Source organism: Parasphingorhabdus sp. (genome assembly GCF_036964675.1).
GTDB lineage: Bacteria > Pseudomonadota > Alphaproteobacteria > Sphingomonadales > Sphingomonadaceae > Parasphingorhabdus.
In genome coordinates, this window is the sequence record NZ_JBALTF010000018.1 from 1 (window position 1) to 26,508 (window position 26,508).

27 protein-coding genes and 1 tRNA gene are annotated in these 26,508 nt (G+C 57.0%); 15 read left to right on the forward strand and 13 right to left on the reverse strand.

All coding sequences use genetic code 11. The features are described from left to right. A partial coding sequence (locus V7665_RS05010; RefSeq protein WP_335663442.1) for a DHH family phosphoesterase occupies positions 1 to 515 on the reverse strand: 515 nt, incomplete at its 3' end. A gap of 65 nt (positions 516 to 580) precedes the next feature. Between V7665_RS05010 and V7665_RS05015 the strand changes: the two genes are divergently transcribed. Continuing rightward, positions 581 to 1,072: a flavodoxin family protein gene (locus V7665_RS05015; protein WP_335663443.1), complete on the forward strand. Its 492-nt coding sequence runs from the start codon at positions 581 to 583 to the stop codon at positions 1,070 to 1,072. Here V7665_RS05015 and V7665_RS05020 read toward each other — a convergent pair. From V7665_RS05020 to glpX, 3 genes are all read right to left on the reverse strand, one after another. Next, entirely contained in the window at positions 1,069 to 1,659 is a 591-nt protein-coding gene (locus tag V7665_RS05020; RefSeq protein WP_335663444.1) for a uracil-DNA glycosylase family protein, read from the reverse strand. The genes V7665_RS05015 and V7665_RS05020 overlap by 4 nt on opposite strands. Next, positions 1,656 to 2,801: an alpha/beta hydrolase gene (locus V7665_RS05025; protein WP_335663445.1), complete on the reverse strand. Its 1,146-nt coding sequence runs from the start codon at positions 2,799 to 2,801 to the stop codon at positions 1,656 to 1,658. The genes V7665_RS05020 and V7665_RS05025 overlap by 4 nt, the downstream gene beginning before the upstream one ends. Before the next feature lie 92 nt (positions 2,802 to 2,893). Further along, positions 2,894 to 3,868 (reverse strand): class II fructose-bisphosphatase, encoded by a 975-nt coding sequence (gene glpX, locus V7665_RS05030; protein WP_335663446.1) that lies wholly within the window; start codon positions 3,866 to 3,868, stop codon positions 2,894 to 2,896. A 62-nt stretch (positions 3,869 to 3,930) separates the two neighbouring features. On the opposite strand from glpX, the gene V7665_RS05035 reads away from it, so the two are divergent. Then, positions 3,931 to 4,407 carry a hypothetical protein gene (locus V7665_RS05035; RefSeq protein ID WP_335663447.1) on the forward strand — a complete coding sequence of 159 codons (477 nt, stop codon included), beginning with the start codon at positions 3,931 to 3,933 and terminating at the stop codon, positions 4,405 to 4,407. Here the strand turns inward: V7665_RS05035 and V7665_RS05040 are convergent, their stop codons facing one another. Both V7665_RS05040 and V7665_RS05045 read right to left on the reverse strand, forming a co-directional pair. Beyond that, positions 4,408 to 5,706: a homoserine dehydrogenase gene (locus V7665_RS05040; RefSeq protein ID WP_335663448.1), complete on the reverse strand. Its 1,299-nt coding sequence runs from the start codon at positions 5,704 to 5,706 to the stop codon at positions 4,408 to 4,410. Positions 5,707 to 5,793: 87 nt separating this feature from the next. Further along, the gene (locus tag V7665_RS05045; protein ID WP_335663449.1) at positions 5,794 to 6,633 is read right to left on the reverse strand and encodes a hypothetical protein; all 840 of its coding nucleotides are present in this window, start codon (positions 6,631 to 6,633) and stop codon (positions 5,794 to 5,796) included. Between the two features lie 266 nt (positions 6,634 to 6,899). Between V7665_RS05045 and V7665_RS05050 the strand changes: the two genes are divergently transcribed. The 4 genes from V7665_RS05050 (at position 6,900) to V7665_RS05065 (ending at position 9,515) form a co-directional block, all read left to right on the forward strand. Next, the gene (locus V7665_RS05050) at positions 6,900 to 7,553 is read left to right on the forward strand and encodes an energy transducer TonB (protein ID WP_335663450.1); all 654 of its coding nucleotides are present in this window, start codon (positions 6,900 to 6,902) and stop codon (positions 7,551 to 7,553) included. Positions 7,554 to 7,634: 81 nt separating this feature from the next. Further along, positions 7,635 to 8,387 carry a MotA/TolQ/ExbB proton channel family protein gene (locus tag V7665_RS05055; protein WP_335663451.1) on the forward strand — a complete coding sequence of 251 codons (753 nt, stop codon included), beginning with the start codon at positions 7,635 to 7,637 and terminating at the stop codon, positions 8,385 to 8,387. 108 nt (positions 8,388 to 8,495) lie between these two features. Then, the gene (locus V7665_RS05060) at positions 8,496 to 9,017 is read left to right on the forward strand and encodes an ExbD/TolR family protein (protein ID WP_335663452.1); all 522 of its coding nucleotides are present in this window, start codon (positions 8,496 to 8,498) and stop codon (positions 9,015 to 9,017) included. A 45-nt stretch (positions 9,018 to 9,062) separates the two neighbouring features. Continuing rightward, entirely contained in the window at positions 9,063 to 9,515 is a 453-nt protein-coding gene (locus V7665_RS05065) for an ExbD/TolR family protein (protein WP_335663453.1), read from the forward strand. 323 nt (positions 9,516 to 9,838) lie between these two features. Here the strand turns inward: V7665_RS05065 and V7665_RS05070 are convergent, their stop codons facing one another. Beyond that, the gene (locus V7665_RS05070; protein ID WP_335663454.1) at positions 9,839 to 11,653 is read right to left on the reverse strand and encodes an ABC transporter transmembrane domain-containing protein; all 1,815 of its coding nucleotides are present in this window, start codon (positions 11,651 to 11,653) and stop codon (positions 9,839 to 9,841) included. Between the two features lie 255 nt (positions 11,654 to 11,908). Between V7665_RS05070 and V7665_RS05075 the strand changes: the two genes are divergently transcribed. The 3 genes from V7665_RS05075 to V7665_RS05085 all read left to right on the forward strand — a co-directional run bounded on the left by V7665_RS05075 (position 11,909) and on the right by V7665_RS05085 (position 13,497). Next, complete coding sequence (locus V7665_RS05075; protein WP_335663455.1) at positions 11,909 to 12,457, forward strand: TspO/MBR family protein; 549 nt, start codon at positions 11,909 to 11,911, stop codon at positions 12,455 to 12,457. Between the two features lie 47 nt (positions 12,458 to 12,504). After that, positions 12,505 to 12,849: an accessory factor UbiK family protein gene (locus V7665_RS05080; RefSeq protein WP_335663456.1), complete on the forward strand. Its 345-nt coding sequence runs from the start codon at positions 12,505 to 12,507 to the stop codon at positions 12,847 to 12,849. Between the two features lie 141 nt (positions 12,850 to 12,990). Further along, positions 12,991 to 13,497 carry a YbjN domain-containing protein gene (locus V7665_RS05085; protein WP_335663457.1) on the forward strand — a complete coding sequence of 169 codons (507 nt, stop codon included), beginning with the start codon at positions 12,991 to 12,993 and terminating at the stop codon, positions 13,495 to 13,497. A gap of 27 nt (positions 13,498 to 13,524) precedes the next feature. On the opposite strand, the gene V7665_RS05090 is transcribed toward V7665_RS05085, so the two are convergent. After that, positions 13,525 to 14,037 carry a MarR family winged helix-turn-helix transcriptional regulator gene (locus tag V7665_RS05090; protein ID WP_335663458.1) on the reverse strand — a complete coding sequence of 171 codons (513 nt, stop codon included), beginning with the start codon at positions 14,035 to 14,037 and terminating at the stop codon, positions 13,525 to 13,527. A 102-nt stretch (positions 14,038 to 14,139) separates the two neighbouring features. Between V7665_RS05090 and V7665_RS05095 the strand changes: the two genes are divergently transcribed. The 5 genes from V7665_RS05095 to V7665_RS05115 all read left to right on the forward strand — a co-directional run bounded on the left by V7665_RS05095 (position 14,140) and on the right by V7665_RS05115 (position 20,100). Further along, positions 14,140 to 15,243, forward strand: coding sequence for a branched-chain amino acid aminotransferase (locus V7665_RS05095; RefSeq protein ID WP_335663459.1), 1,104 nt, complete (start codon positions 14,140 to 14,142; stop codon positions 15,241 to 15,243). Between the two features lie 86 nt (positions 15,244 to 15,329). Continuing rightward, positions 15,330 to 15,404, forward strand: a tRNA-Gln gene (locus V7665_RS05100). 307 nt (positions 15,405 to 15,711) lie between these two features. Then, positions 15,712 to 16,407: a response regulator transcription factor gene (locus V7665_RS05105; protein ID WP_335663460.1), complete on the forward strand. Its 696-nt coding sequence runs from the start codon at positions 15,712 to 15,714 to the stop codon at positions 16,405 to 16,407. Between the two features lie 2 nt (positions 16,408 to 16,409). Beyond that, positions 16,410 to 17,777 (forward strand): FecR family protein, encoded by a 1,368-nt coding sequence (locus V7665_RS05110; RefSeq protein ID WP_335663461.1) that lies wholly within the window; start codon positions 16,410 to 16,412, stop codon positions 17,775 to 17,777. Between the two features lie 49 nt (positions 17,778 to 17,826). Next, the gene (locus V7665_RS05115) at positions 17,827 to 20,100 is read left to right on the forward strand and encodes a CHASE2 domain-containing protein (RefSeq protein ID WP_335663462.1); all 2,274 of its coding nucleotides are present in this window, start codon (positions 17,827 to 17,829) and stop codon (positions 20,098 to 20,100) included. On the opposite strand, the gene V7665_RS05120 is transcribed toward V7665_RS05115, so the two are convergent. The 5 genes from V7665_RS05120 to V7665_RS05140 form a co-directional block, all read right to left on the reverse strand. Further along, on the reverse strand, positions 20,101 to 20,652 hold the full coding sequence (locus V7665_RS05120; protein WP_335663463.1) for a hypothetical protein: 552 nt from the start codon (positions 20,650 to 20,652) through the stop codon (positions 20,101 to 20,103). 83 nt (positions 20,653 to 20,735) lie between these two features. Next, positions 20,736 to 20,969, reverse strand: coding sequence for a hypothetical protein (locus V7665_RS05125; RefSeq protein WP_335663464.1), 234 nt, complete (start codon positions 20,967 to 20,969; stop codon positions 20,736 to 20,738). A 2-nt stretch (positions 20,970 to 20,971) separates the two neighbouring features. Further along, entirely contained in the window at positions 20,972 to 22,345 is a 1,374-nt protein-coding gene (locus V7665_RS05130; RefSeq protein WP_335663465.1) for a class II 3-deoxy-7-phosphoheptulonate synthase, read from the reverse strand. A 119-nt stretch (positions 22,346 to 22,464) separates the two neighbouring features. Next, positions 22,465 to 23,706, reverse strand: a complete 1,242-nt coding sequence (locus V7665_RS05135) for a cell wall hydrolase (protein WP_335663466.1) — start codon at positions 23,704 to 23,706, stop codon at positions 22,465 to 22,467. Between the two features lie 209 nt (positions 23,707 to 23,915). Continuing rightward, on the reverse strand, positions 23,916 to 25,205 hold the full coding sequence (locus V7665_RS05140; protein ID WP_335663467.1) for an MATE family efflux transporter: 1,290 nt from the start codon (positions 25,203 to 25,205) through the stop codon (positions 23,916 to 23,918). 182 nt (positions 25,206 to 25,387) lie between these two features. Here V7665_RS05140 and V7665_RS05145 point away from each other — a divergent pair. Next, on the forward strand, positions 25,388 to 26,508 hold a 1,121-nt coding region (locus tag V7665_RS05145; RefSeq protein ID WP_335663468.1), incomplete at its 3' end, for a DUF2891 domain-containing protein.

The window sequence follows — 26,508 nt, forward strand, 5'->3', positions numbered from 1 at the left end:
ACCACGATCACCTCGACCCCGGCCTGATGCGCCATGTCGAGCGCTTCAAAGGCCATCGCCCCGCAATCGACGGTGACGACCAGATTGCTGCCCTGCTCGCCGAGCCTGACCAAAGCCTCGCCCGAGGGACCATAGCCCTCCATCAGCCGGTCGGGGATATAATAGCCGGCTTCCAGCCCGAGATCCCTGAGCAGGCGGATCAGCAGGGCGGCGCTGGTCGCGCCATCGACATCATAGTCGCCGAATATCGTGATCTTTTCCTGATTGTTGATAGCAAGAGCCAGACGATCGGCCGCCGCGTCCATATCCTTGAAGACCGAGGGATCGGGCATGAAGCCCCTGATCGTCGGATCGCGGTTGATCTCGAGCGTTTCGCGGCTGGCACCGCGGGCGAGCAACAGCTGGGTGACCAGATCATCCGGCTGGAATCCGGGATCGCGCGCGTCGGCGCTGGTGCTGCGCCAGCGCCAGCTCTGTCCGGACAGGGAATTCTCTACGTTCAATACTGCATTCATGGTCCGCGCTATGCGTGAAAGCTGCGGCGCTGACAATCGGTCAGTAACTTGTTAGGGAGCAGAGGATGAAAAAGCTTCTGATCGTCTATTACAGCTATACCGGCGGCACCGCCCAGATGGTCAAGGCTGCTGCCGAGGCCGGACGGGGTGAGGAAGGCACGGATTTGCGGGTGATTCGCGCCGAAGACTGCCAGCCGGAGGATATGTTGTCCGCCGATGGTTATATTTTCGCGACGCCGGAAAATCTGGCGGCAATCGCCGGGGTGATGAAGGCGTTTTTTGACCGCTGCTATTATCCGTTGCTCGGCAAGATCGAGGGACGGCCTTATGCGTCGATGATCTGCGCCGGATCGGATGGCGAGAATGCGAGAGCCCAACTGGAGCGGATCGCCACCGGCTGGCGGCTCAAGAAAGTGATCGATTCGCTGATCATCTGCACCCATGCCCAGACCGAGGAAGCGATATTGGCTCCTAAACATATTCCGGAAAGTGATCGCGCGCGCTGCGCCGAGACGGGTGCTACGCTATCGGCCGGGTTGGCCATGGGTGTCTTCTAGACCAGCGCACCAATCCGTTGCTGCAACACCGGAATTACATCCGTCTCGAACCAGGGATTGGCCCTGAACCAGCGGATATTGCGCGGGCTGGGGTGGGGCAGGGGCAGATGGTCCGGCCAGAATATCTCCCATCTTCTCACCGTCTCGGTCAGCGTCCGGGATTTCCTTGTCGCCAGATGCCAGTCCTGAGCAAATTGACCGAGAACAAGCGTCAATTGGATGTTCGGCAATGCCTGTAGCAGCGGTTCGCGCCAGGCCGGCGCGCATTCCGGTCGGGGTGGCAGATCACCGCCCTTGCCGGCGCCAGGATAACAGAGGCCCATCGGCAGAATCGCAAAAATGTCCGGATCGTAAAATTGATCTTCGGTCACGCCCAGCCATTGCCGCAGCCGTTTGCCGCTGGCATCATCAAATGGCCGGCCTTTTTCGTGGGTCTTGCTACCCGGGGCCTGACCGGCAATCAATATTCGGGCGCTTGCAGAGGCTTGCAGAAGCGGTCTGGGGCCAAGCGGCAGGTCGGAGCAGATCGTGCAGGCGCGGACCTGACCGAGCAGGGCTGTCAGCGGATCGAATGCATTTGCCGTCATTCTGTCCGGCGGCAAATCGCCAAATGATCGGGCTTTTCGCCGTCGGCAATAGGCGTCAGGACAAAGACATGGGCGAGATGCGTTGCCTGGCGTCCCTCCGGCTTCCGTTCGCCATTGACCACTGCCGCAAAATCCCGGCACGCCGGGGCGCTCAGCAGATAGTTGCTGTGGCCGCTTCTGCCGCGGCTGATCGCGGTGGTATCGATTATGGTCAGAGCCGCCTTGTCGATTGCTTCTGCATATTTGGGCTGTGCTGCATAGCATCGCTCGGGCAAGTTTCTGGCCTTGAGATCAGCCGCTTCAAAAGGATCAAAACATCTTGGATAACCGAGACGAGGATAGCCGTGGAAATTGTCCGACAGCGACAATGCCCGGTCATTCATCGACGCATAGACGGTGATTCTCCGGTCGTTCCGGACGCGGCGGTCCGACAATATCTCTTCCGTCGCATCGCGTTCAAAATCCTGCGTATCAACATCTGGGGAAACCAGAATGATGTTCGAAATGACGCTCGAATCGCCATTGGAAACATTCCGATCCACATATTCCACCGATGGCAGAACCAGCCGTGCACCGAGCGAATGGGAAATAAGAACGATTTCCTTGGTCGATTCCAACTGCGCCAATTGCATCAGGAATTTGCGAAAATTGCGTTCGTCCCAGTACATATTGGTTTCATCGACCGGATATTTGAGAAAGGCGCCCTGCGAAGGCCAGCTATACTGGATGACTGGCCCGGTGAAATTGGCCAGCCGGGCAATCTGCGCCGTATCGCGTGAACTGGTGTAGAAGGTTTCCCGAAAACCATGGACATAGACCAACACCCGACCGTCGGCAGCGCGCATCTTGCCGGCAAGATTGGCCCACCATTGTTGCGAATCGGTAAAGGATAGCGAAACCGCGGGCGCCGTTGCGTCCGATTCCGGCTCTTCATTCTGCGGCCGAGCAAAGCGGCCATAGCGCACTTTGTCGCCGCGATGATTGAGCAGGCTGATATTTTCGGTCAGGCAGTCCGGCAGACGGCTCGTGACAAAGAAAAACGGCTTGTCATCTGCCGCTGCCTGAGTCGCTGCCGTCGGATTGCATCGCTCGGGTGCGACATAGGCGGCATGCGGTATCTTGCCATAGTCAACGGGCGTCACGCACCCGCTAATCAGCCATGGTAGAGCAAGAATCGCCCATCTCGCCTTCGACGCGATGCGGCTTGGCGACAGAAGGCTGGCGATGCTCATATTCAGCTCTGGCGATGTTCGCTCTTCACCCAGCGCACGGTGCCGGACGAAGCGCGCATGACGACGCTTTCCGTGGTCATCTTGCCGCCACGCAATTTCTTCACACCTTCCAGCAGCGAACCATGGGTGACGCCGGTCGCAGCAAATATCACATCGCCTTTGGCCAATTCTTTCAGATCATAGATTTTGTCGAGATCTTCGATACCCCATTTATAGGCGCGCTGACGTTCATCATCATTGCGGAACAACAAACGGCCCTTGAACTGGCCGCCAACGCAGCGCAGAGCGGCTGCCGCCAGCACGCCTTCGGGCGCTCCGCCGCTGCCCATGTACATGTCGACGGTCGTATCTTCATCGGTTGTCGCGATCACGCCGGCAACATCGCCATCGGGGATCAGCATGATTCCGCAGCCGATGCCGCGCAGTTCAGCGATAATCTTGTCGTGCCGCGGCCGATCCAGAACACAGACGATAATTTCGGATGGCTCGACGCCCTTTTCCTTGGCGACGGCCTCGACATTCTCGGTCACGGATTTGTTGAGATCGATAATATTGGGCGAATAGCCCGGTCCGACAGCCAGCTTGTCCATATAGACGTCAGGCGCGTTGAGCAGGTTGCCCTTTTCCGCGATCGCGAGAACGGCCAGCGCATTGGCGCCGGCCTTGGCGGTGATGGTTGTGCCTTCGAGCGGATCGAGTGCAATATCAATGGCCGGGGAATCGCCTTCACAGCCGCGTCCGACTTTCTCGCCGATAAAAAGCATCGGAGCCTCGTCGCGTTCGCCTTCGCCGATGACCACCGTCCCGCATATGTCCAGTTCATTCAGCGCAGCGCGCATCGCTTCCACGGCAGCGGCATCCGCCGCTTTTTCATCACCGCGGCCGATCAGATTGGCTGCCGATATTGCCGCTGCTTCAGTGACACGTACCATTTCCATAACCAGTACGCGGTCCAATATGTCGCTTGCTTTGGGCATATTATCGATTAGTCCTTCTGTAAGGTGTGATTTTGAACTCTCGATAGGGGAGCGATATTGCAATGTCGAGACAGGTTTTCCTGATCCTCTTGTGGATACCGTCGACCGCGATTGGGCAGAGTGAGTTACCGGTGGACCGGACCGCCCAGTTGCTGGCAAATGCGCGGCAATTGGTGGCGGTAGATGCTGACGGCTGTCTCCTCCATCGCACCGGGGAAGAGATTGTGGTGTGCGGCATACCCGAGATTGATCGCATGCAGCGGTTGCCGTTTCCCGAGTTGGCCGGACCAAATCGAAATGGTGGACCCCAGCGCGGAGAAATCCCAGCGGCGAATTCCTCCCGCGTGGCTTCAGGAAGTTGCGGAGTTTCGCTGCAGGATAGCGGCTGCTCTATCGAACGGTTAAAATCTGTTGTTGGTAATGGTAAAGGCAGACGGATTCTGAATGGACTAAAAAAGGTCGCCGGGCTTGAAACTGTTGAGGTCCCAACCGAAGATTATCAACAGCAATATCGTGATGGAGTTCTGACCGGCGACTGATCAGTCCTGATCGCTGAGCAAATGCATCACCACCGGAGCGGCCTGCAAACTGGTGGAACTGGAGAGGGCAGCAAGGCTTTTCGAGACGTTCCGCTCGCGACTGTCATGCGTGACCATAGAGATCAGCACCGATCCTTCATCGGTTTTTGCGGTTTGGATGAGACTCTCGATCGACACATTGGCATCGCGCATGGCCGCGGTAATTTCTGCCAATACGCCGGGTTTGTCCGTGACAATGAAGCGCACGTAGCTTTTGCCGATCCGGTTGCCGCTTTCGGCGCGCTCACAGCTTTCCATTTTACTGGCGGGTGCAGCAAAGACCGTGCCGGCATCGCCCCGGGCGATATCGATCAGGTCGGCGACAACCGCGGAGGCCGTCGGTCCTTCCCCGGCGCCGGCACCCTGAAACATCAGCCGTCCGGAAAAATTGCCTTCGGCAACCACTGCATTGGTTGATCCCTCGATATGGGCCAGCGGATGACTTTCGGGTACCAGATAGGGATTGACCCGCTGGAATAATTTTCCGTCATCAATCCGGGCCATGCCGAGCAGGCGGATGCGATATCCCAGGGCCTTGGCCTGGCCGATATCTGCCGCCATGATATGGCGAATGCCATCGATTTCCACGCCTTCGAAGTCGAGCGCCTTGCCAAAGGATAGCGCCGCCAGAATGGCTAGCTTGTGGGCTGCGTCCACACCGTCAATGTCAAAGCTGGGGTCGGCCTCGGCATAGCCGATTTCCTGGGCTTCCTTCAGCACGTCGTCAAAGGCGCGCCCGTGTTTTTCCATGGCGGTGAGTATATAGTTACATGTGCCGTTGAGAATTCCGTAAACGCGCTCGATCCGGTTGGCCGAAGCACCGTCGCGCAGCCCCTTGATTACCGGGATGCCGCCGGCAACGGCTGCTTCATATCTGAGCGAGAGATTTCCGGTTTCGGCCGCCTTGGCCAGTTCCATGCCATGATGCGCAATCATCGCTTTATTGGCGGTGACGAAAGATTTGCCCGCAGCCAGACTCTTGCGGGCAAGGTCCAGCGCTGTGCCATCGGTGCCGCCGATCATTTCGACAACGCAGTCAATGTCGTCAAGCGAGGCTAGCTCTTCGGCCTGGTCGAACCAGGGATAAGAGGTCAGATCGATACCGCGGTCACGATTCCGGTCGCGGGCAGAAATGGCGGCTACGACAATCGGACGGCCGGCCCGTTGTGCGATCATGGCACCATTTTCTTCGATGAGCCGGATAACTCCGGTCCCGACGGTGCCCAGTCCAGCGAGCGCGATGCGAAGCGGAGCAGTCATGGTCAATAGCCTCTTTAATATTGGGGTGGGATTGTTGGCGCCTTATTAACGCTGCCCTTGCCGAATGCCAGTACTAGTTCTGCAGCTTCAGGGCTGGCGTGATCTCGGGCAGTTGCCAAGATCGTTGACCACTGTCTGATAATCGCTGCGTGCCTGCTGGGCATTGGCGATTGTGTCGCTGGCCAACGCACTGGCCGGCAACTGACGGGGCAGAAAACAGGCCAGCCGATACCAGAGCAGGCTGTTTCTGATCGGCGCTCGAGCAGCTTCGTCGACAATTTCACCTAGTGAAACTGCCCAGAACTTCCGCTGACCATCCCGTTTCAGCACCGTGATTGAAATGGGTGAGCCGGTATCGGTTTCCATGAATATCTGGGTCTCGCCTTCTCCGATGATCGTGCCGGCCACATGAAAGGCGCTGGCGATCCTGGATATCGCCGGTGGTGCATCGTGAGCCATCAGTTCGCGGACCAGCGAACGGACCCGCTGTTCGCGACTGGGGGTCCAGGCAATCTGTGCATCCTTGGCGACCAACTGGACATTGTCGCTGCTTCCGCCAGCCGGACGACGGGCGAATATAATATAGGGCTTTTTCTTAATTTTTGGGGGACGTCCGCGCTCATCCAGCGGCAGATCGATGACGTACCGAATCGTTTCACCGACGCCTCCCTGGCCACGAATCAGGGCGCTGGTCGATGCGATGATATAAAAGCGTTGCGTTCCCGGAGGGGCATTTGGCGCGCGTTCCGGAGCGACTTTTATGGCCTCTTTGACCGTAAGGTGAATAATTAGCGGTGCATCCGAGCTGAGGTCGGCGAGGTCGGCATATTGCAGCGGGTCGCTCTCCTCCACAACCTGCGAGACAGCTGAAAATACCGCCATTTGGCTGGAAAACAGGGCGAAGGCGAACATAAACAAGGGGCGCATGATTTTCTCAAAAACAGGGTTTAAGGATGCCGGGTTTTACCGCTTACAGTAGGTCTTTAACAGCTTAATCGGTTCTGAACCAACAAAGCGATTGCCTGCTTCGAACTAGCACGTTAAAACAAATTTAAGATGGCTTTCAAGCGAACGAAAAGTTGTCATGGGGATAATAAGGGTCGCGATGGTTTCCAAACCTCTCGCTCTTTGTCTGGAACTTCAGTGATGAAGTATACTACCTTGTGATGGGGAAAAAGGAGTTACATTTCTGAATGGCTTATGCTGACCAAGAGATGAGTTCGAACAAGATCATATCGATCGTTCTTGTCGTAATCATTCACCTGTTACTTGGCTATGCGCTGGTCACCGGGCTAGCCTATACTGCCGTCAAGAAGGTTGCATCGCAGCTGGACATGATTGACATTGATGAAGAAGAACCACCGGAAGAACCGGAAGAACCACCACCGCCACCAGACAAGCCGATTGAGCCACCACCCGTGGTCTCACCTCCGCCTATCGTAGCCCCAGTGGTTGCGCCACGGCCGGTGATCCGGACGGTTCCAACCGCACCGCCACCACCAGCACGTGTGGTTGCGCCTCCGCCACCACCGCCACCTCCTCCTCCGCCACAGCGGGCGAATCCGGAGCCGCGTGGTAATCCTGGCAGCTGGGCCAATGCGAATGACTATCCTTCGCGGGCTCTGCGTGAAGAACGTGAAGGGACGACGCGTTTCCGGCTGACCGTAAACGCTGATGGTAGGGTATCCGATTGTCAGGTCACAGGTTCTAGCGGCCATAGTGATCTTGATGAGGCTGCCTGCAAAAACCTGACGCGGCGTGCGCGGTTCAAGCCTTCTCTGGACTCGAGAGGCGAGCCTACAACGGGCTATTATTCCAACGCCGTTCGTTGGCAGATACCCAAATAATGTACATTGGGAAGGGCATTATCAGATGTCCTTCCCGTCACAGTTTTTTTGCAATTAGTTTATCCTGAGGGGAATGTTAAAATGTTGATTGAAATTTTGGCCGCTGCTGCCACTCCACCACAAAACGCTTTCGGTTTCATCGAAGCCATGGAGCAGGGCGGCGTTATCGCTTGGTCCGTGTTGTCAATTCTGACGATCATGTCGGTATCGTCTTTCTATATCCTGTTTTCGAAACTGTTCGAACAGAACAAGATCATGAAGCAGGGCGACGCGATGCGCTCGACTTTCTGGCGTGCAGCAACGCTTAAAGAAGGCGCAGCAAAGCTCGACAAGAATTCGGCTTACCGTCAAATCGTTGATGATGCGATCAAGGCCGATGCAGACCATGCCAAATTGACCGATCCGGTTGAAGCGCATGACTGGCTGCACGGATCGATCGAACGGTCGCAGGATTTGATCAAGTCCAAGCTCGCAACGGGCCTGCCCTGGTTGGCCACCGTTGGTGCAACATCGCCGTTTATCGGCCTGTTCGGTACGGTTATCGGCATCTATCGCGCGCTGATCAAAATCGGTATCGCTGGTCAGGCATCGATCGACGCCGTTGCTGGTCCGGTTGGTGAAGCACTGATCATGACCGCTCTGGGTCTTGGTGTGGCTGTTCCAGCCGTTTTGGCCTACAACTGGCTGCAGGGACGTAACAAGCGGATCGGCGAACAGATCGCTGCATTCTCCAACGACGTTCTGGGCTATATGGCTTCAGATGGCGGCGTTAAGCCAGTCGCACCAGCAGCAGCTGCTGCTTCCAAGCCGGCTGCACCTGCCGCAAAGAAATAAGCCGGGGGCCGGGTTGCCAGCCAGATTTTTGGCTGGCGACCTGGCCAACGCACGACAAGGGGGCCTTCGCTCCCTTCAGATGGTATAGTTTTGAGAGGATAAAATCCTATGGCGATGAATGTTGGGGGCGGTAGCGGAGAGGAATCCCCTCTATCCGACATTAATACTACCCCACTCGTGGACGTTATGCTGGTTCTGCTGATCATTTTTCTGATCGCGGTCCCGGTGGTTATCCAGACTGTGAAGCTCGAACTTCCAGTGCTTCCATTTGAAGTGACCACGACAAAGCGCGAGAATGTGCTGCTGTCGATCACGACGACGGACGCTGCAGGACGCGACCCGGGTGATGCCGAATATTCAGGAGCCACTCCAGGCGGCAACTGCCGCGTGTACTGGAACACCATTCCGGTTGATTCCAACGAGTTGGTTACCAGAGCGGTAAAGCAGCTGGAGGATCAGATTGAATCCTTTGGTGGAGTCGAGAATATGACACCGGAAGATATGCCAGAAGTGCATATCCGCGGTGACATCAACACGCCCTACAAGTGTATTGGCGGCGCGATTTACACCATGCAGCGTGCTGGTTTTGCAAAAGTGGGCTTTTTGTCCACACCGATCGTTGTCGAATAGTTTCGACCGGCAACTAGAGTTATACAAGGTTAAGGAGACTCCCGAATGGCAATGAGTGGCGGAAACGATGATGGTGAGCCAATGATGGAGATGAACACGACGCCGCTCATCGACGTCTTGTTGGTTCTTCTCATCATGTTCATCATCACAATCCCTGTGCAAACGCACGCGGTTAAGATCGACCTGCCGGTCGCGGATGACAGTCCGCCGCCGGAAGATTTTGTCGATCCGGTCAAAAACCGTCTCGGGATCACGGCAACCAACCAGGTCATCTGGAACGACAGTCCGGTAACGCTGAATCAGGTCAAACAATATCTGGCGCAGACGAAATCGATGGTTCCAGAGCCGGAACTGCAGTTCCAGCCCGATCCGCTGAGCGCCTATCTGACCACCGACCGCACATTGGCGGTGATCAAGGATAGCGGCGTGACCAAATTTGGCTTCGTCGGTAACGAACAATATGGCAGCTTCAATAAAGCCAAGCGACCACCAAACTAGGTCGTTGGACCGGAGATAAAAAAGGGGGCCGCGATACTATATCGCGGCCCCCTTTTTTTGTATCAATTACGCGCAGAAGATCAGAAACCAACAAGGGCAGAGGCGCGGCTGTGAATCAGCTGAAAGCGCCCTTAGGACAGGCTGTGCGCGCTTCCAACGAAGCTTTGGCCCAAGATTGCTGTCATTCCATGATCTGCAGGATTAGACCGATTGAGCCCCGCGCGGCGTCAGCACAGCTTGGTGCCGCGATGCCTGCACTTCCCACAATCACGGAAAGCCCGGTCGCTTCAAACCACGCTTCACGTTCTGAACAAGTTGAGTCCCTAGACGGTTATCTTGGCCCGGCTTGTTTCGGCGCTGTTGAATTGTAATTCGGCCAGCCGGGCGTAGAGCCCGTTTTTGGCGATCAGACTGTCATGGTCACCCTGTTCCACGATCCGGCCCTCATCCATCACGATGATCCGATCCGCCGTCCGAACCGTCGCCAGGCGATGGGCGATGACGATGGTGGTGCGGTCCTTCATCAAATGATCAAGCGCATCCTGCACCAACTTTTCGCTTTCCGCGTCAAGCGCCGACGTTGCCTCGTCGAGCAGCAGGATCGGTGTGTTGCGCAGCAGCGCGCGCGCAATCGAGATGCGCTGGCGTTGCCCGCCGGACAGGCGGGTTCCCGCTTCGCCCATGAAACTGTCCAGTCCCTCGGGCAGGGCACGGAGGAATTTCTCGGCATTGGCGACGCGCGCGGCCTCCCATATTTCCTCGTCGGTCGCTTCCCATTTCCCATAACGCAAATTGTCGCGGGCTGAGGCGGCAAATAATACGGTTTCCTGCGGCACCAGTGCCATGCGCTGCCGGATCTCCGACGGATCGGCCGAGGGCAGGGCTACGCCATCAATCCGGACCGAGCCGCTCTGCGGATCGTAAAAGCGCTGGGCCAGTTGAAACAGGGTGGATTTGCCGGCACCGGACGGGCCGACCACGGCTACTGTCTCACCAGGGGAAACGGTCAACGAAAAATTGCCCAGCGCCTCTGTGTCGGGGCGGGTCGGATAGGAAAAGGTGACATTGTCGAAGGCGATCTGGCCACGCGACGGCACCGGCAGGGCAATCGGATTTTCGGGTGCGGCGATGCCCGGCTTTTCGGACAATAACTCTGCCAGCCGGCCCGCAGCCCCGGCACCGCGCAGCAGATCGCCATAGACTTCGGTGAGCGCGCCAAAGGCGCCCGCTACCAGGCCACCGGTGATGACAAAGGCAGCAATCGTGCCGCCGGATATGGTTCCCTCCGAAACACCGATTGCGCCGCGCCACATCAGCATGGTGATGCCGGTGAAGACCAGGCCGATCACGATAGCGGACATTATCGCGCGTAGCCGGATTCGCCGCTTGGCGGTATCGAAAGTCGACTCGACCGCGCCGTTGAACCGCTCATGCTCGCGTTTTTCCTGACCGAAGGCCTGGACAATTTTCATTGCGCCCAGGACTTCGGAAATCATCGCGCCGACATCCGCCACCCGGTCCTGGCTGGATCGGGACACGTTGGTCAGTTTCCGGCCGAGAAAAACGATCGGCAGGATGATTACCGGAATGCCAAGCAGCAGCCCGGCGGTGAGCGCAGGAGCAAGGGTGAACAGATAGATGATCCCGCCGATGCCGATGACAAGATTGCGCAAGGCTACAGACACGGTGGTTCCGACCACCTGTTCGATAATTGCGGTATCGGCGGTCATGCGCGAGGCGATTTCGGATGGCCGGTTTTCTTCAAAAAAGCCCGGAGCCAGCCGCAGCAGATTGGCCTGTACCGCGAGCCGCAGGTCGGCGACGACCCGCTCGCCCAGCCAACTGACAAAATAGAAACGGAAGGCCGTCGCGACAGCCAGAACCGCGACTATTCCCAGAAGGCCTTGAAAATAGGGAGCGAAATCCCCGCTACCAGCCATAAAGCCTTTGTCGATGATGGTTTTGAAGCCAGCCGGTATCGCTAGCGTCGCCGTTGCGGAGACGAGCAGAGCCAGCAAAGCGAAAGCTATTTGTTTCGGATAATGGACGGCGCGATCGAACACCATCCGCAGATTTCCGATCTTTTTGAGCGGTGCAGGAGGGGTGTCTTTTTCGACGGAATTGGTTTTATCGTTCATGAGCAAGCATCTAGCAGTCCGTCCTATTTGTCACAATCAAAGCTTTGTTCCGCCGCATCCGGATATTCCAGTACGGCCAACATGGCGATGAACCAGAAAATACCAAGGGTGGCGTCAATTTTCTCCGGATATCCGATGCCATGAATACAACGGCATAACGCTAGCCAAATGCCGAGAAATTGTTACAAGCATAGGCGCTTGAGGCACAAGCCTCCCGGACGATTCGTGTAATTTTCGATCAAGGATGCTGCCCCTGTGAATCAGATTGCTTCAAAAGGTCAGCTGCGCATGTCTTTGCTGCGCTGGATATTGTTCATTGTCCCGATCACGGTGCTGCTCGGATTTACATTCAGCCAATTTGCCAATAGTGGCGAAGAGAATCGCTGGTTCCAGGCGTTGATCAAGCCGGCGGTGCAACCACCGGGATGGGCATTTGGTGCGGCCTGGGCGCTGCTCTATACAATGATCGGGACGGCGTTTGCGATGGTGCTGCACGCCCGTGGCGCGCCGATGCGTGGCCTGGCGATTGTCCTGTATCTCGTGCAATATGCACTCAACCTGTTCTGGCCAATCCTGTTTTTCGGCATGCATCAGGTTAGCGCCGCTTTCTGGTTTCTGGCGATTATCTTCGTGATGGCGCTGGCGACGACGGTGGTTTTTGGTCGGATTCGCAAGGCCGCCGCCTGGTTGATGATACCCTATCTGGCCTGGCTGTGTTTCGCGGCGGTCCTCAACAAACAGATTGAATGGTTGAATCCGGGTGCGGAAACCCTTGTTGTTCCGGCGGCGAGAACCCAGATATAGGGCAATATTTTTTCAGGCCCGAAAGGGCAGTGACGGAGTTTAATGAAATGCAAAGCCAGAACCGCTTTTTCGATGATCTTTCCAAAGTATTGAATGGTCTCGCCGGAACCATGGCTGGCGTCGGCCGCGAAGCCGAAGCCAGTGCACGGGAACGCGCCAAGGAATGGTTCGGCGGCATGGATTTTGTCTCGCGCGACGAATTTGAAGCGGTTAAGGAAATGGCGGCCAAGGCTCGCGCCGAAGCCGATGCGCTGAAGAAGCGTGTTGAGGCGCTGGAACAGGGCACAGCCGCCCCGGCAAAGAAAGCGGCGGCTAAGCCTGCTGCGCCACGCAAGCCGGCAGCGCCAAAGGCGGCCGCACGGAAGGCATCCCCTCCCAAAAAAGACGGCTGATTGCCTCCCTGATCGGCGATTGATCGGCGGGCATTATCCACAGCGTTCCCACAAACAATGTGAGGGGCGAGGCTTGCTTGCCTTGCCCTGATCCGGCGAGTGGGCCACTAGGCTCTGATTTGCAAATGATCTGGAACCGCGATGCTTGACGACCAATGGGAAGAGCTTGATCAGGAAGAAGCGCCGCCCGTGGATATGCTGGCGGCGTTTTTCGAGGCGCGCGGCTGGTCGGTTGATCATGTCGGTGATGACGAGCTGTCGGTCGAGATCAAGGGCAACTGGACCAGCTATCAGATGCGCGCCATCTGGCGGAACGAGGATCATGTCCTGCAAATCCTGCTATTGCCTGAAATCCGGGTCCCAGAAGAAAAAACCGGCGTCATCTACGAGACGCTCGGACTGATCAATGAGCAGCTCTGGCTGGGCCATTTCGATCTTTGGTCGAACAATAATGTCCTGCTGTTCCGCCATGCTACCCTGCTCGGCGGCAGCGGCATGCTGGGTCTGGATCAGGCGCAGACAATTGTCGATCTGGCGATTGAAGAGTGGGAACGTTTTTACCCGGTCTTCCAGTTCGTCTTGTGGAGCGACAAGAGTCCAAAGGATGCGATCGAGCATGCGATGGTCGACACGGTCGGCGAAGCCTGAGAACTATTGGTTGGCGCCAGGCCAGCCTCAGCCGTTGTCCCCGCGCAGGTCGAATACCATCTTGCGGTCGCTTGCGGGAATCAGGCCTTCCAGAACATGCCAGAAGCCGGTCACCGATTCCTGGCCGGCAGAAACATAGGCAGAAGACAGCTTCTCGCGCAGCTGGCGAAACAGTTCCGCTTCCAGCGCGGCCCCTTTTTCGGTCAGGCGCAGCAACTTCTGGCGTCGGTCGATGACGCCGGGCGATGTCAGGATGAAATCCCGGTCCTGCAATTCCTTCAACACCCGACCGAGCGACTGTTTGGTGATCGCCAGCAATTTCAGCAGTTCACCCACGGTCAGATCGGGTTGCCGCGCAATGAAATATAAGGCGCGATGATGGGCTCGACCCAGGCCCTGTTTCGCCAGCTCCTGATCAATCGCATTGGTCAGTCTGGTATAGCCGAAATAGAGCAGCTCAACACCACGGCGGACCTCGTCTTCGCGCAGAAAAAGCGGAGAGGCGCCGGGGGATATGGCAGGGCGAGATACGTCAGTCATGTTGACGTATCTTGACAGGCTGATTAGGGGATTGCAAGACAATTGGATTATGCTTCCAATTCTTCCGATGGTCGGCATGAAACACAGCGAAAGCGGCAGTATATGGCAGATATGAAAAACCTGAAATTCAAGCTGGAGCCCAGCGCTACGCCGGTCCATGCCAGCGAGCGCACGAGACTGCTGGAGAACCCGGGTTTCGGGACATTGTTCACAGACCATATGGCGATGATCCGCTATAGCGAGGCCGATGGCTGGCACGATGCCAGGATCACCAAACGGGAACCGATCTTGATGGATCCGGCGTCTTCGGTTCTGCATTATGCCCAGGAAATATTCGAGGGTATGAAGGCCTATCGTCTGGCCGATGGCGCAACGGCTCTGTTTCGCCCCGAAGAAAATGCCAAACGCTTTCAGGCGTCGGCGCGGCGGATGGCGATGCCGGAACTGCCGCAGCAGCTTTTCCTCGATTCTGTCGAGGCTCTGGTCGATATCGACCGTGAATGGTTCCCTTTGGTCGAAGGTGGCTCGCTCTATCTGCGTCCGTTCATGTTCGCCAGCGAAGTGTTCCTCGGCGTCCGTCCGGCCAAGGAATATCTCTATCTGGTGATCGCTTCTCCTGCTGGCGGCTATTTCAAGAGCGGCGCTTCGGCGATCAGCATCTGGGTGTCCGAAGATTATAGCCGGGCAGCACCCGGAGGCACCGGCGCCGCCAAATGTGGCGGCAATTATGCCGGCAGCCTGATCGCGCAGGCCGAAGCGATCGAGAAAGAATGTGACCAGGTTGTTTTTCTAGATGCGGCCGAACATAAATGGGTGGAAGAACTGGGCGGCATGAATCTGTTTTTCGTGATGGACGATGGCAAGCTGATCACGCCGCCACTCAGCGGAACAATCCTGCCGGGCATTACCCGCGATTCGATCATGACGCTCGCCCGTGAAGAGGGTCTGACGGTGATGGAAGAACCTTATGCCATTGATCAATGGGAAGCCGATGCCGCCAGCGGCAAGCTGGTCGAAACCTTCGCTTGCGGTACCGCAGCGGTGGTCACGGCGGTCGGTACCGTCCGGTCCAGCGGGGGTGAATTCACCATTGGCGGCGGCGGCCCTGGTCAATTGACCGAAAAATTGCGGCGGCGGCTAGTCGATATCCAGCGCGGGATTGCGCCGGATGATCATGGCTGGGTAAAACGGCTGTTCGAAGCTTAGATATAACTGCCTCTTGCTCCTTGCGGGCAAACTGGATAATAGGCCCGTTCACCAGCGCGGCACGCCAGAATCAGGCCCGCTAATATTGGGGTGTCGCCAAGTGGTAAGGCAGCGGCTTTTGATGCCGCCATGCGCAGGTTCGAATCCTGCCACCCCAACCAAATTTCGTCACAGAGAAATAGCCATTGGCCTGTCCGCCGGTTTCCATGATCCGGCGGCGGCGTTGTTTATCAACGCCCATTCCTTCCCCAAAATTGCCTTTCCTTACCGCCTTTAAAAGGCAGCATTGAGCCCGTCATTGGGTCTTGGATCAAATTTCGCCCAGGCATTTCACATGTAAATGATTGTAAATAGCTAGTCGTATTTCTGGTAAAAATGCTGTAAATGATAGTAAAACGCAAATCATGAAGTCGCCTGAAAAAGCAATGTTCGCCGTAACAAGGATAGAAGACTGCTAGGAGAGTTGAAATGCGGGTAGCGATAGCGGATGACGATTCAGAAATTATCGAATTTTTGGGTGGAATCGTGGAAGGTCAGGGATATGTCTATGCGGGCTACGCGGATGGCACGTCCCTTTCAAACGCATTACTGCGGGACACGTTTGATCTGGTAATCCTTGATTGGAACATGCCCGGCAAGAATGGCATGCAAATATTGGAGTGGATGGAAAGCGCGGTCGAAGACCGCCCGCCGGTAATCATGATGACCAGCCGCACGGCTAAACAGGATATCACCGATGCGCTGAATGCCGGTGCCGATGATTATATCACCAAGCCCGAAGACAAAAATGTCATCGCCGCCCGGATCAATGCCTTGTTGCGCCGAAACAACGGTGCATCGGCAATGGAAACCACAGCAGAATATGGTGACTATCTGCTCAACCGCATCGAACAGACGGTCCGGCATGGCGACCGGGAAATCGCCCTGACCGCGAAAGAATTCGAGCTGACCGATCTGATGTTCCGCAACCGTGACCGCACATTGTCGCGGCGATATATCATGGAAACCGTCTGGCGCACCAATGCCCATCTCGCGACCCGGACCCTCGACATGCACGTTTCGCGCATTCGATCCAAGCTGGCATTGAAGCCGGAAAACGGATTTCGGATTTTTACGGTTTTCGGCTATGGCTATAGATTGGAGACATTTGGCATCGGAGGGTAATTGTGTCGGAACACTTCCGGAACGGGATTCGATCATCGGGCCTTCGCCTTTTGGTCGCTTTGTTCATTTGCGCTTCAGCCTTTGCGCCGAGTGAAACCGCCGCCCAAGAAAATCCCGATCCGGAGCAAGTCACCTATGTCTTCAAGCGCGGGGACACGCTGTCTGGCCTGGCCAGTCAATATCTGCGCAAATGGCCTGACTATGTCGCCGTCCAGCGGATCAATCGCATCGTCGATCCCCACAAGATTCCTATCGGAAAACCGCTCCAGATTCCCGTCTATTCGCTAAAATATCGTCCGAGTGAGGCCAGGCTGAGTGCGTTTCGGGGGAATGTCTCCATTGCTTTCGCTGGCCGGAATCTGACACCGGCCATGGGCCTGAATATTGGTGAGGGCAGCGATATCAAGACAGCAGCGCGGAGTTTCCTGACGCTGCAACTGGAAGATGGATCGCGTGTTTCGCTGCCATCCAACAGCCAGGTCCGGATCACCCGCCTGCGCCACATCCTGCTGACCGATAGCATTGATTATGAGATTGCTGTCGAAAAGGGCCGCATCCGGTCAAAAGTAGCACCCCTGGAAAAGCAAGCGGACCGTTACCGGGTTCGCACTCCGGTTGCGGTCTCTGCGGTTCGCGGAACCGACTATCGCATCAGAGTGGATGAAAGATCGGGCACGGCCTTTTCCGAAACGGTGGAAGGCGAAGTGGTCGTTGCGAGCGGGGGAAGCCTGATCGGTGGCCAGTTGATTAGCGTGCCTGCCGGTACCGGCGCCGCGGCGACGGTGACAGGCGCGATTGCCAAAGCGGAATTGCTGCCTCCGCCAGAATTATTGGATCCGGCAAAAGTTCAGTCGGATTCGGAATTGCATTTTTCCATCGCTCCGAGAGAATCGGCTGTTGGTCATCGCCTGATCATTGCGTCCGATGCTGGCTTCGTTGATCTTGTGGCAGAAACGGAAGGACAGGGCGCGATGCTGGAATTGCCGGCAATCCCGAACGGACGCTATTTTGCCAAGGTGACCGCACTGGCGGCGGATGGCTTCGAAGGCATGCCGGCGACCTATAGCTTCAAGCGTCAGCTCAGCACTCTGGGGGGCAGCGCCGATGCCGGTGATTTCGGTTATCGCTTCAAATGGTTCGGCGAGGGCGAGGGACAAAGATATTACCGGCTCCAGATCCTGAAGGACAGCAAGACGTCTGTTCCGATCATCGATGAAACCGGGCTGTCCCGGGACACCATCACCTTGTCGGATCTGCCGGATGGGGAATATTATTGGCGCGTGGGCGTGATTCAGTTTTCCAGCGATCCGGAAGACCCGGAGGCGATCGAAAAATGGACGGATTTCGAAAAATTGACCGTGGCCAACTAGCTGCACGGGTCCGGCTGATGATCGATTTTTTTCAGAGGCTCAATCGCCGATGAGACTGCGCCAGCGTCTGGGCCTGGAATGGCTGGCCGTGGCTTTGCTGGCCTCCTGTCTGGTTGCGGCACTGGCCTATTGGGACAGTCTGTCGCGGTTCGACAATCTGATCTATGACCAGCTGTCCGGGATGGATCGACCAGCGCCGCAACCTGACATATTGATTGTCGAGATTGATGAAGACAGCCTGACAGCTTTTGGACAATGGCCATGGCCGCGGCAGCGGCACGCCGCGCTGTTTGAGCAGCTGGCAGCGGGCAATCCGGAAGCGATCGGTTTCGACATTCTGCTGAGTGAACCTGGCGACGCCGATGGTGATGCGGCGCTGGCGAAGGCGATGGCGGGCATTTCGAACCTGTTCCTGCCGCTACATTTCGTTTTTCCCGGCAGCAATGGTGCAGAATATGATGTCAAACAGCCGATCGCGCCTTTTGCTGACGCGGCAACTGGCCTGGGCCATGTAAACCTGGTTTTCGACGCGGACGGCGTCGTCCGCCGTGCAGCTCTGTGCTTCGGCGACAAGGCGACGGGGGCAGACTGGCCACATTTGATGGAGAAGATCTATCGCTCGCTCCACAGCCGCTCTTCGCCGGCCTATGACCGGCTGGACGATTGTGATCAGAAGCTGTTGATGCCCTTTGCGCAGCGCGGTGTGTATCAATCGATATCCTATTCCGCATTGGCCAAGGGACAGGTTCCGATCGCTTTCCTGCAAGGCAAGATCATCTTGATCGGCGCGACCGCCAACGGCCTGGGAGATCAATATCCGGTTCCGCTCGGCGATGGCGGAACGCTCTCTGGGGTCGAGATCATGGCCAATCTATATGGCGCGATTGCGCGCGACGATTTCATCATCCCGATCGCCTTCGGGCAGCAACTGGCGCTGTCGCTGCTACCGGTCTGGATATTGCTGCTCGGTTTCTGGCGATGGCGTCCGCGGACCACGATCATTGTCTCGTTCGCCCTGATAGTGACGATATTGCTGACCAGCGCGATGCTGATGCAATTCGCGCTCTGGTTCGCGCCCGGAACCGCCTTGCTGGGCGTCATATTGGTTTACCCTGTCTGGGGCTGGCGCCGGTTGCAGGCGACCAGTGATTTCATGGACAACGAACTGCAGAATTTTCGTCAGTCGAGCATCGATATCCCGATCATGCGTCCGGAGCTCGGTCCTGTCGATGTCATCACCGGTCAGGCCGAACGGCTGACTCACGCCATTTCCCATGTCCGCGATTTGCGGCGGTTCATCAGCGATGCGCTCAGGAACCTGCCCGACCCGATGTTCATCACCGATCTCGATGGCAAGGTGACATTCGTCAACCGGCTGGCGCAGACCGGGATGGAAGACGGTGCGCAGGATCTGGCGCTGGACGACATGCTCAACCGCTTTGTATCTCCCGGTGATCTGCAGGAGGTTAAGGACTATCTCGACCTGCAGAACAGACCGACAAAACATGATTTTGTCGATTTTACTTCACGCGACGGACAAATCTTCGCCATGCGGCGCGCACCTGTGCTGTCGGACGAAGGATTGCTGAAGGGCCATATTCATTATCTCGCGGATATCACGCAAGTCGCCCATGCCGCACAGCAACGGGAGGAAGTGCTGGAGCTGCTGTCCCACGACATGCGCGCGCCCCAGGCGGCAATTCTGGCGCTTCTCGATGGAAAAGAAAGGGATGAGACGGCCGGCCGGATCGCAGGCCATGCGCGGCGCACCTTGGCGCTGGCGGACAATTTCGTCGGTCTGGCACGGATTGATGCCAGCGAATTTTCCGGCGAGGATATATTGCTCGCGGAACTGGTCGAGGAAGCCAATGACAGTCTTTGGCCGCTCGGCCAGGCGCGTAGCATTCGCTGCGAAGTCGATGATCAGTCGGATGGCGCCTTTGTCCGTGTTGAACCCTCCAGTCTCTATCGCTCTTTCGTCAATCTGATCGACAATGCGATCAAATATAGCCCGGATGGCGGTGTCGTGACGATGTTGATCCGGGTGACCGAACTGGATGGGCAAGCCTTTGTATCGGTCGCGATTTCCGATCGGGGCAAAGGGATCTCCGAAGAGATGCTGGGCCAACTGTTCGAGCGTTTCGCCAGCGATGACCGAATGGCGCATTCATCAATAAAGGGAGCCGGACTGGGGCTGAATTTTGTTGCCAGGGTGATCGCAAGGCATGGTGGTTACGTCAGGGGGGAGAATCGCCGGGATGGCGGTGCCCGCTTTACCGTGCTTCTGCCCCTGGCTCCCGACCTCGAGGAGCAGGAAGGGTGATCATTCACGGCCCTCGCGGGTGCGGGTTACACTGCGCGGTATATCGGTCGGTTGCTGATCCAGCCCGGACAGGGCGGAATTGACCAGAAACGACAAAGACTGCGCGATTGTGCCTTTGCAATGATATTCTGCGGCACTGCCCGAATATAGTTTTGTGCCGCGCAGTTGATCGAAAAGGCTGATCGTCAACCGATGTTCGCGATCCTTGCAGGACTGGAACCTTTTTTGTGTTTTGGCGGCCGCTATGGATTGTTCGCTATCTTTGTCGCCAGCATTGATCGCGATATCGGCTGGCCGGTCGGAGAGGGCGACGTGGACCAATATTGATGCATCCGCAGAGGGCTGATAGCCTCGCTCGCTCAGCGATTCTGCGACCATATCGCGGGCGCGTGCCAGATCGCGATTGGCTACTGCATCTATCGCGGAAAGGGCAAAGTTTTTTTGTTCAGGCGCGGCTATTAGCTGATGCGTCTGGACACGGGTCTGTATCGGTCCGGCACATCCGGCAACCGTCATCGCACCTGCCAATATCCATGCGAGCGATCGGATCATCCCGTTCTCCAGCCAATATTCCAAGCCTTTTGATAATCTGCCGGTCCGGAAAAGTCACGCAAATAGGCTTTGCGAATATCGGCCTATCGGGTCAGTGCGTAATAAATCACATAGAGCCAGGAGAAAAATCCGTGGATGATCGCCCAAAATATCGACTTGTGGGTGGTGAAGCTGATAGCAATCGCCAGAGCACTGCCAAATCCAACACCTTTGCTGACGATCTCCTTGCGGACATAGGTCACCCGTCTCCTCATCGGCGATTCTCCCGGTGCATAATCTTCTGGACGCATCCGTTCCGGCTTTGCTTTCCCCACCATGATCAGGCGGCTTCCCGCGTGCGGTCTGATAGTTCCTGATTGAGCATTTCTGCCAGCAGGAACGCGAGTTCAAGAGATTGCGCGGCGTTGAGCCGCGGGTCGCAATGGGTGTGATAGCGATCGCCGAGCGATGCATCGGTGATCGCCACGCCGCCGCCGGTGCATTCGGTGACATTCTGGCCGGTCATCTCGCAATGGATGCCACCGGCAAACGTGCCTTCTGCCCGATGGACGGCGAAAAAGCCGCGCACTTCGCTGAGGATGCGGTCAAACGGCCGGGTCTTGTAACCGCTCTCCGCCTTGATGACATTGCCGTGCATCGGATCGCAGGACCAGACGACCGGATGGCCCTCCCGTTTCACCGCCCGGACGAGCGGCGTCAGGCCGCTTTCGACCTTGTCATGTCCGAAGCGCGAAATCAGCGTCATCCGGCCGGGCTCACGCGCCGGATTGAGCGTGTCGAGCATTTTCAGAAGCGCATCGGGGGTCAGCGAGGGACCGCATTTCATGCCGATCGGATTGCCGATGCCGCGCAGAAATTCGACATGAGCCGAACCTTCAAACCTAGTTCGGTCGCCAATCCAGAGGAAATGCGCACTGGTATCATACCAGTCGCCGGTCAGGCTGTCCTGCCGGGTCAGGCATTGCTCATAAGGCAGCAGCAGCGCTTCGTGACTGGTGTAGAAGGACGTTGTCTTCAATTGCGGCACGGTGTCGGGATTGATCCCGCATGCTTCCATGAAGGCCAGCGCTTCACCAATCCGGTCAGCCATTTCTTCGAATTTCTTCGCCCATGGGCTGCGTGCCATGAAATCATGGGTCCAGCCATGAACCTGCTTGAGATTGGCATAGCCGCCGGTGGAGAAAGCGCGGAGCAGGTTGAGCGTGGCCGCCGCCTGGTTATAGGCGCGAACCATCCGTTCCGGATCCGGATCACGGCGGCTGCTGTCAAATTCGATCCCGTTGATGATATCGCCGCGATAGCTGGGCAGTTCGACACCATCCTGCACTTCGACATCAGAGGAGCGCGGTTTGGCAAACTGGCCAGCCATGCGGCCGAGCTTCACCACCGGCAGTTTCGATGCATAGGTCAGCACCACCGCCATCTGAAGAATGACGCGGAATGTATCGCGGATATTGTTCGGATGAAATTCCGCAAAGCTCTCGGCGCAATCGCCGCCCTGCAGCAGGAATGCCTTGCCCGCAGCAACTTCGGCCAAATCCTGTTTCAGGCTCCGGGCTTCACCGGCAAAGACCAGCGGCGGGTAACTGCCAAGCAGCTCCTCGGTTTCCGCCAATTTGGCAGCGTCAGGATATTGGGGCATATGCAGCCCTTTAAAATCCCGCCAGCTATTTGCCGTCCAATTCGTCGCCATCAGAGCGCTCCGCTTCATTTCCACTAAAATCGAGAGCCTTTAGGCGGGAGTTAAGGGCGATGGCAAGGGAAACCCATCGTTGGTTGCCAGCGAAACTATCGGGAAACCACCGTTTCAGACTAGCCCCCGGGTTTTTTCTTCCAGCTACCGCTGTTGCGGAACTCGGCTTTGACCTGGCTGACATCCGGCAGTTTCTGTCCCGCATAGGCTTGATCACCACCGTTGGCTTTCGCCTGGGCGCTGTAATTGGGTGCCTGATAGGATCGGGGTGCATTTACATCCAGCGCCGGAGCAGGCCGATCATGGCGGCGTGCATTGTCGGCGGCGAGCGCAGCCATTTTCTCTGATTGGGCAGCCTCGGCTTCGGCCTTGCGTCGGCCCGCCTCATAGGCATTTTCCAGCGCAATAGGGTCGAGCGCGGAGGCCGGGCTATTGCTGCTGGCGACATCATAGCGGCGGGGCTTCGGCACCGGCAAGGGCTCACCACCGCGATATCGCTGGCTGAATGCACTGGCCTTACCGGCATTGCCTTTCCAGCTATAGAAACGATGCGCGCCCAGCGTCCCGAGGAAGCGCAGGCTCGGCGCCCAATAGGGATAGACATAGCTTGCGTGATAATGGGTGGCGGTGCCGACGGTCGTATAGCTTTTCCCGGCCAATGCTTCGGCAGCGACCTTCTTGGCACGGTCCCAGTGAAACCGCACAGGCTTGCGGCGCAGCGAACCGTCGCAAGTATAAGTGAACTGGCAACCGGTCGTCCGTTCGCTGCCCTGATAGACCACGCCGCAGACCGTGTTCGGATAGCTGGGATGGCGGACGCGGTTCAATATGACCTGCGCGACGGCGCGTTGGCCGGCATCTGGTTCCATCCCGGCTTCATAATAGATCGCCTGGGCCAGGCAATATAGAGCCCGGCTATCGTCTATTGCCGAGCCGTGAAAGGCGGTTTGCCGGATGAGATGTGCCGGTGATGTCTGGTCAGCATCATTGCCGGGCATATCCGACAAGCCGTCAATCGATCCAGTGCCCGGGTTCGCGAGCGGATCTATGCCGAAACCGTCATAATTTTGCGGGGTCGCATAATTGGGGTCGATGAAATAAAAGGCCGAACCGGCAAAATTTTCTTCGGCACGTTCGACCGATTGCAGCCCGGGATCGCTGGGGTTGAACTGCTGCGCATCGACGCTCGATTGTGACATGGTTGTTGGAATCAGGATCAGGCTGATCAGGAAAAATACGGTCAATATGCGTTCGCGGAGCGTCAGTTTCGCGAACGATCGGCGCTGTTTTGATTCCGGTGCGGAACTGGAACCCATTGCCCCCCAACCGGTACTCGCGCCGTCTGGCAGCTTGTCCGCCATGGGCAGCGGTCCCGGATACGGGTCACCCAATCCATAATCGGGCATATGACTGCTCAGGGGCGGGACATAGGGTGGTGGTACGCGCACGGGTTATCAAATTACCTGAATTGGCCCAAGCGGGCGGAAGGGGCGGGATGTAGCCGGTTTTTACCGGCGCTGCGCTGAGCAAAATAACGCTGTTCCATCATGGGACGCGCTTTGCTTACAGGTTAACCGGTTAACATGGACCTTCGTTCCCGCAAATTGACCAGATATTGAGCAACCATATATCCGGCGATGCCGAAAATTATGCCGCCAACTGCCGGGGCAACAACAATCCCGTCCAGCCCGTAATATTCTCGGCCGAGCCAGAGAAAGGGGACAAGGCCCAGCGTATTGCGCAGCCAGTTCATCACTGTGGACCATGCCGGATGACCGAGATTGTTGCAGGCGGCATTGCCGATGAACAACATGCCGTTGAAAAAGAAGAGCGGTGTCAACAGGGCGGCAAATAGCCAGAATACATGCCGCCCTTCGCCCGTCAGATGGAATGCGTCGCTGATCAGGCCGCTGAGCAGGTACAGGATCGGCCAGATGATCAGCGTGTAGGCCATAGCGAAAATGGTCGCCTGCTTGATCGTCGTGCGCACCCGGTCAAATTGCCGTGCGCCGAAATTCTGTCCGATGATTGGACCGATGGCGCCGGAAAGCGAGAACATCAGGCAGAAAGCAACCGGTACGACCCGGCCGACAACCGCAAAGCCGGCAATGACATCATCGGAATAATCGGCGACGAAACGGTAGGAAATGAAACCGCCGATCGGTGTGGCAACATTGGTCAGAATCGCGGGGATCAGGATCGTCATGATCGAGGGAATATCCTTGCGAAAGCTCGGCACGGAAAAGCCGTCGAAACCGCCATAACTTTTTATGACCGGCCAGATTGCGAACATCGCCGAAACGACAGCGGCACAGGCGCTCGCGACCGCTGCGCCATTGATTCCCCAGTCGAAGCCAAAGATGAAGATCGGGTCGAGAATGGCATTGGTGATGCCCATGCTGAGTGTCACGTTCATCGCGCGCCGGGCTGCACCATGGGCGCGCAGAAAGCCGGAGCAGACCATGGCTGCGACACTGAACGGCATGAATGGCGCGACGATCCGGATATAGCCGGTGGCAGCCTGATTGGCGGTTCCGTTGGCACCGGCCAGTTCCAGAATATCGGGTGCAAAAATAAAAAACAGGATCGCTACCGGCGTGATTATCATCGTGCTGAGCACCATGATGTTGGTCAGATAGCGCCGCGCCCGATCCGGATCGCCCTGACCGATATGGCGCGCGGCAAGCGCGCTGGTTGCGATCATCAGGCCGATATGGAACGCCGTCGCGAAAAACAGGATTGTGGCTGCAAAACCCATGGCAGCAGTCAGCGAACTGTCAGCCAGTTGTGCGATATAGAATAGATCGGCAAAGTCGACGAGGAACATGGTCAGCAAACCGATGCTGGCGGTCAGTGACATGGTTGCTATATGCCGAATGGGACTACCGGTTAGGAATATGGCGGGTTGCGTCGCGATATTATCTGTTCCACTGCAAATCGCCTGGCCGGAACTGGCAATGGCGGAAGAGATTTTTTGCCCTATAGTCTTTTGCCAAGGGGTCAATTCGTATCTATTGGAAAATGATCTTTGGAGAGCGTCGGATGATCTATCGAACAGGACTGATTGCGTTGTTGATCGCGATATTGGCGGGTTGCTCTGTGGCGGAGGAAGAAGAAGCATCGTCGTCGCAAGAACGCGGCGTGTTCGAGCGTCGAAATACCGCGCCTGACCCGGCGGACAATGGTCTGACACCCCGCAGAGCGGAACAGGCTTATGCGCGGATCGCGCTCAACTGCATCAACAAGCAATATCCCAACAAGATCAGCCATGTTCTGAACAGCGCCGCCGATGTGGCGGAACCGGCAAAGCTGACTCCGGTTTTCTATGGCTGTTTCGACTGGCATAGCGCCGTTCACGGCCATTGGTTGTTGACCCGCCTGTGGGGGCAGGACCTGGTTCCCGAGATGGATGAAGAGATCGCCGCCGCGCTGGCAGCGAATTTCACGGCTGAAAAAATTGCCGGTGAGATGGCCTATTTTCAAGGTGACGACCGGGCGGCGTTCGAGCGGCCCTATGGCATCGCGTGGTTCCTGCAACTGACCGCCGAACTGCGCGAGATTGCGGATGGCGAAGGCGGCAAGGCCGAACAGGCGAAGACATGGCTGGCCCGACTGAAGCCGCTGGAGGCTTTGATCGTGGGCAATATCAAGGACTGGTTGCCGAAACTGGCCTATCCCATCCGGTTGGGAACCCATAACCAGTCCGCCTTTGCCTTTGGACTGTTTCTCGATTGGGCCGCTGGCAGCGGTGACAGCGAAATGGCCAGTCTGGTGCGCGACAAGGCACTAAGCTTCCATCGCAATGACCGCAATTGTCCGATGGCTTATGAACCTTCGGGGGAGGATTTTCTGTCTTCCTGCCTGATGGTTGCGGACCTGATGCGGCGGGTGATGGATGACAGCGAATATGCCAGCTGGCTGTCGACTTTCCTGCCAGAGATTCCGACCGATGGCAGCGACGACTGGCTGAAAGTCGGTATTGTCAACGACCCGACCGATGGAAAATTGGTCCATCTGGACGGACTCAATCTTTCCCGGGCGTGGGCACTGGAGGGCATGGCTTCCGCGCTTCCGGACAATGATCCGCGGCGCGCATCGCTGCTCGCATCAGCCAGCCTGCACGGCAATTCAGGAGAGGAATCCGTGCGCACGCCGCATTATTC

Coding starts and splice junctions, on each gene's coding strand:
- V7665_RS05135 (WP_335663466.1), bottom strand. CDS start 23,706: ATGGCGGACAAGCTGCCAGACGGCGCGAGTACCGGTTGGGGGGCAATG.
- V7665_RS05085 (WP_335663457.1), top strand. CDS start 12,991: ATGCTTGACGACCAATGGGAAGAGCTTGATCAGGAAGAAGCGCCGCCC.
- V7665_RS05035 (WP_335663447.1), top strand. CDS start 3,931: ATGTCGAGACAGGTTTTCCTGATCCTCTTGTGGATACCGTCGACCGCG.
- V7665_RS05060 (WP_335663452.1), top strand. CDS start 8,496: ATGGCGATGAATGTTGGGGGCGGTAGCGGAGAGGAATCCCCTCTATCC.
- V7665_RS05115 (WP_335663462.1), top strand. CDS start 17,827: ATGAGACTGCGCCAGCGTCTGGGCCTGGAATGGCTGGCCGTGGCTTTG.
- V7665_RS05015 (WP_335663443.1), top strand. CDS start 581: ATGAAAAAGCTTCTGATCGTCTATTACAGCTATACCGGCGGCACCGCC.
- V7665_RS05125 (WP_335663464.1), bottom strand. CDS start 20,969: ATGGTGGGGAAAGCAAAGCCGGAACGGATGCGTCCAGAAGATTATGCA.
- V7665_RS05050 (WP_335663450.1), top strand. CDS start 6,900: ATGGCTTATGCTGACCAAGAGATGAGTTCGAACAAGATCATATCGATC.
- V7665_RS05095 (WP_335663459.1), top strand. CDS start 14,140: ATGGCAGATATGAAAAACCTGAAATTCAAGCTGGAGCCCAGCGCTACG.
- V7665_RS05080 (WP_335663456.1), top strand. CDS start 12,505: ATGCAAAGCCAGAACCGCTTTTTCGATGATCTTTCCAAAGTATTGAAT.
- V7665_RS05055 (WP_335663451.1), top strand. CDS start 7,635: ATGTTGATTGAAATTTTGGCCGCTGCTGCCACTCCACCACAAAACGCT.
- V7665_RS05090 (WP_335663458.1), bottom strand. CDS start 14,037: ATGACTGACGTATCTCGCCCTGCCATATCCCCCGGCGCCTCTCCGCTT.
- V7665_RS05105 (WP_335663460.1), top strand. CDS start 15,712: ATGCGGGTAGCGATAGCGGATGACGATTCAGAAATTATCGAATTTTTG.
- V7665_RS05120 (WP_335663463.1), bottom strand. CDS start 20,652: ATGATCCGATCGCTCGCATGGATATTGGCAGGTGCGATGACGGTTGCC.
- V7665_RS05040 (WP_335663448.1), bottom strand. CDS start 5,706: ATGACTGCTCCGCTTCGCATCGCGCTCGCTGGACTGGGCACCGTCGGG.
- V7665_RS05045 (WP_335663449.1), bottom strand. CDS start 6,633: ATGCGCCCCTTGTTTATGTTCGCCTTCGCCCTGTTTTCCAGCCAAATG.
- V7665_RS05130 (WP_335663465.1), bottom strand. CDS start 22,345: ATGGCGACGAATTGGACGGCAAATAGCTGGCGGGATTTTAAAGGGCTG.
- V7665_RS05070 (WP_335663454.1), bottom strand. CDS start 11,653: ATGAACGATAAAACCAATTCCGTCGAAAAAGACACCCCTCCTGCACCG.
- V7665_RS05140 (WP_335663467.1), bottom strand. CDS start 25,205: ATGTCACTGACCGCCAGCATCGGTTTGCTGACCATGTTCCTCGTCGAC.
- V7665_RS05065 (WP_335663453.1), top strand. CDS start 9,063: ATGGCAATGAGTGGCGGAAACGATGATGGTGAGCCAATGATGGAGATG.
- glpX (WP_335663446.1), bottom strand. CDS start 3,868: ATGCCCAAAGCAAGCGACATATTGGACCGCGTACTGGTTATGGAAATG.
- V7665_RS05020 (WP_335663444.1), bottom strand. CDS start 1,659: ATGACGGCAAATGCATTCGATCCGCTGACAGCCCTGCTCGGTCAGGTC.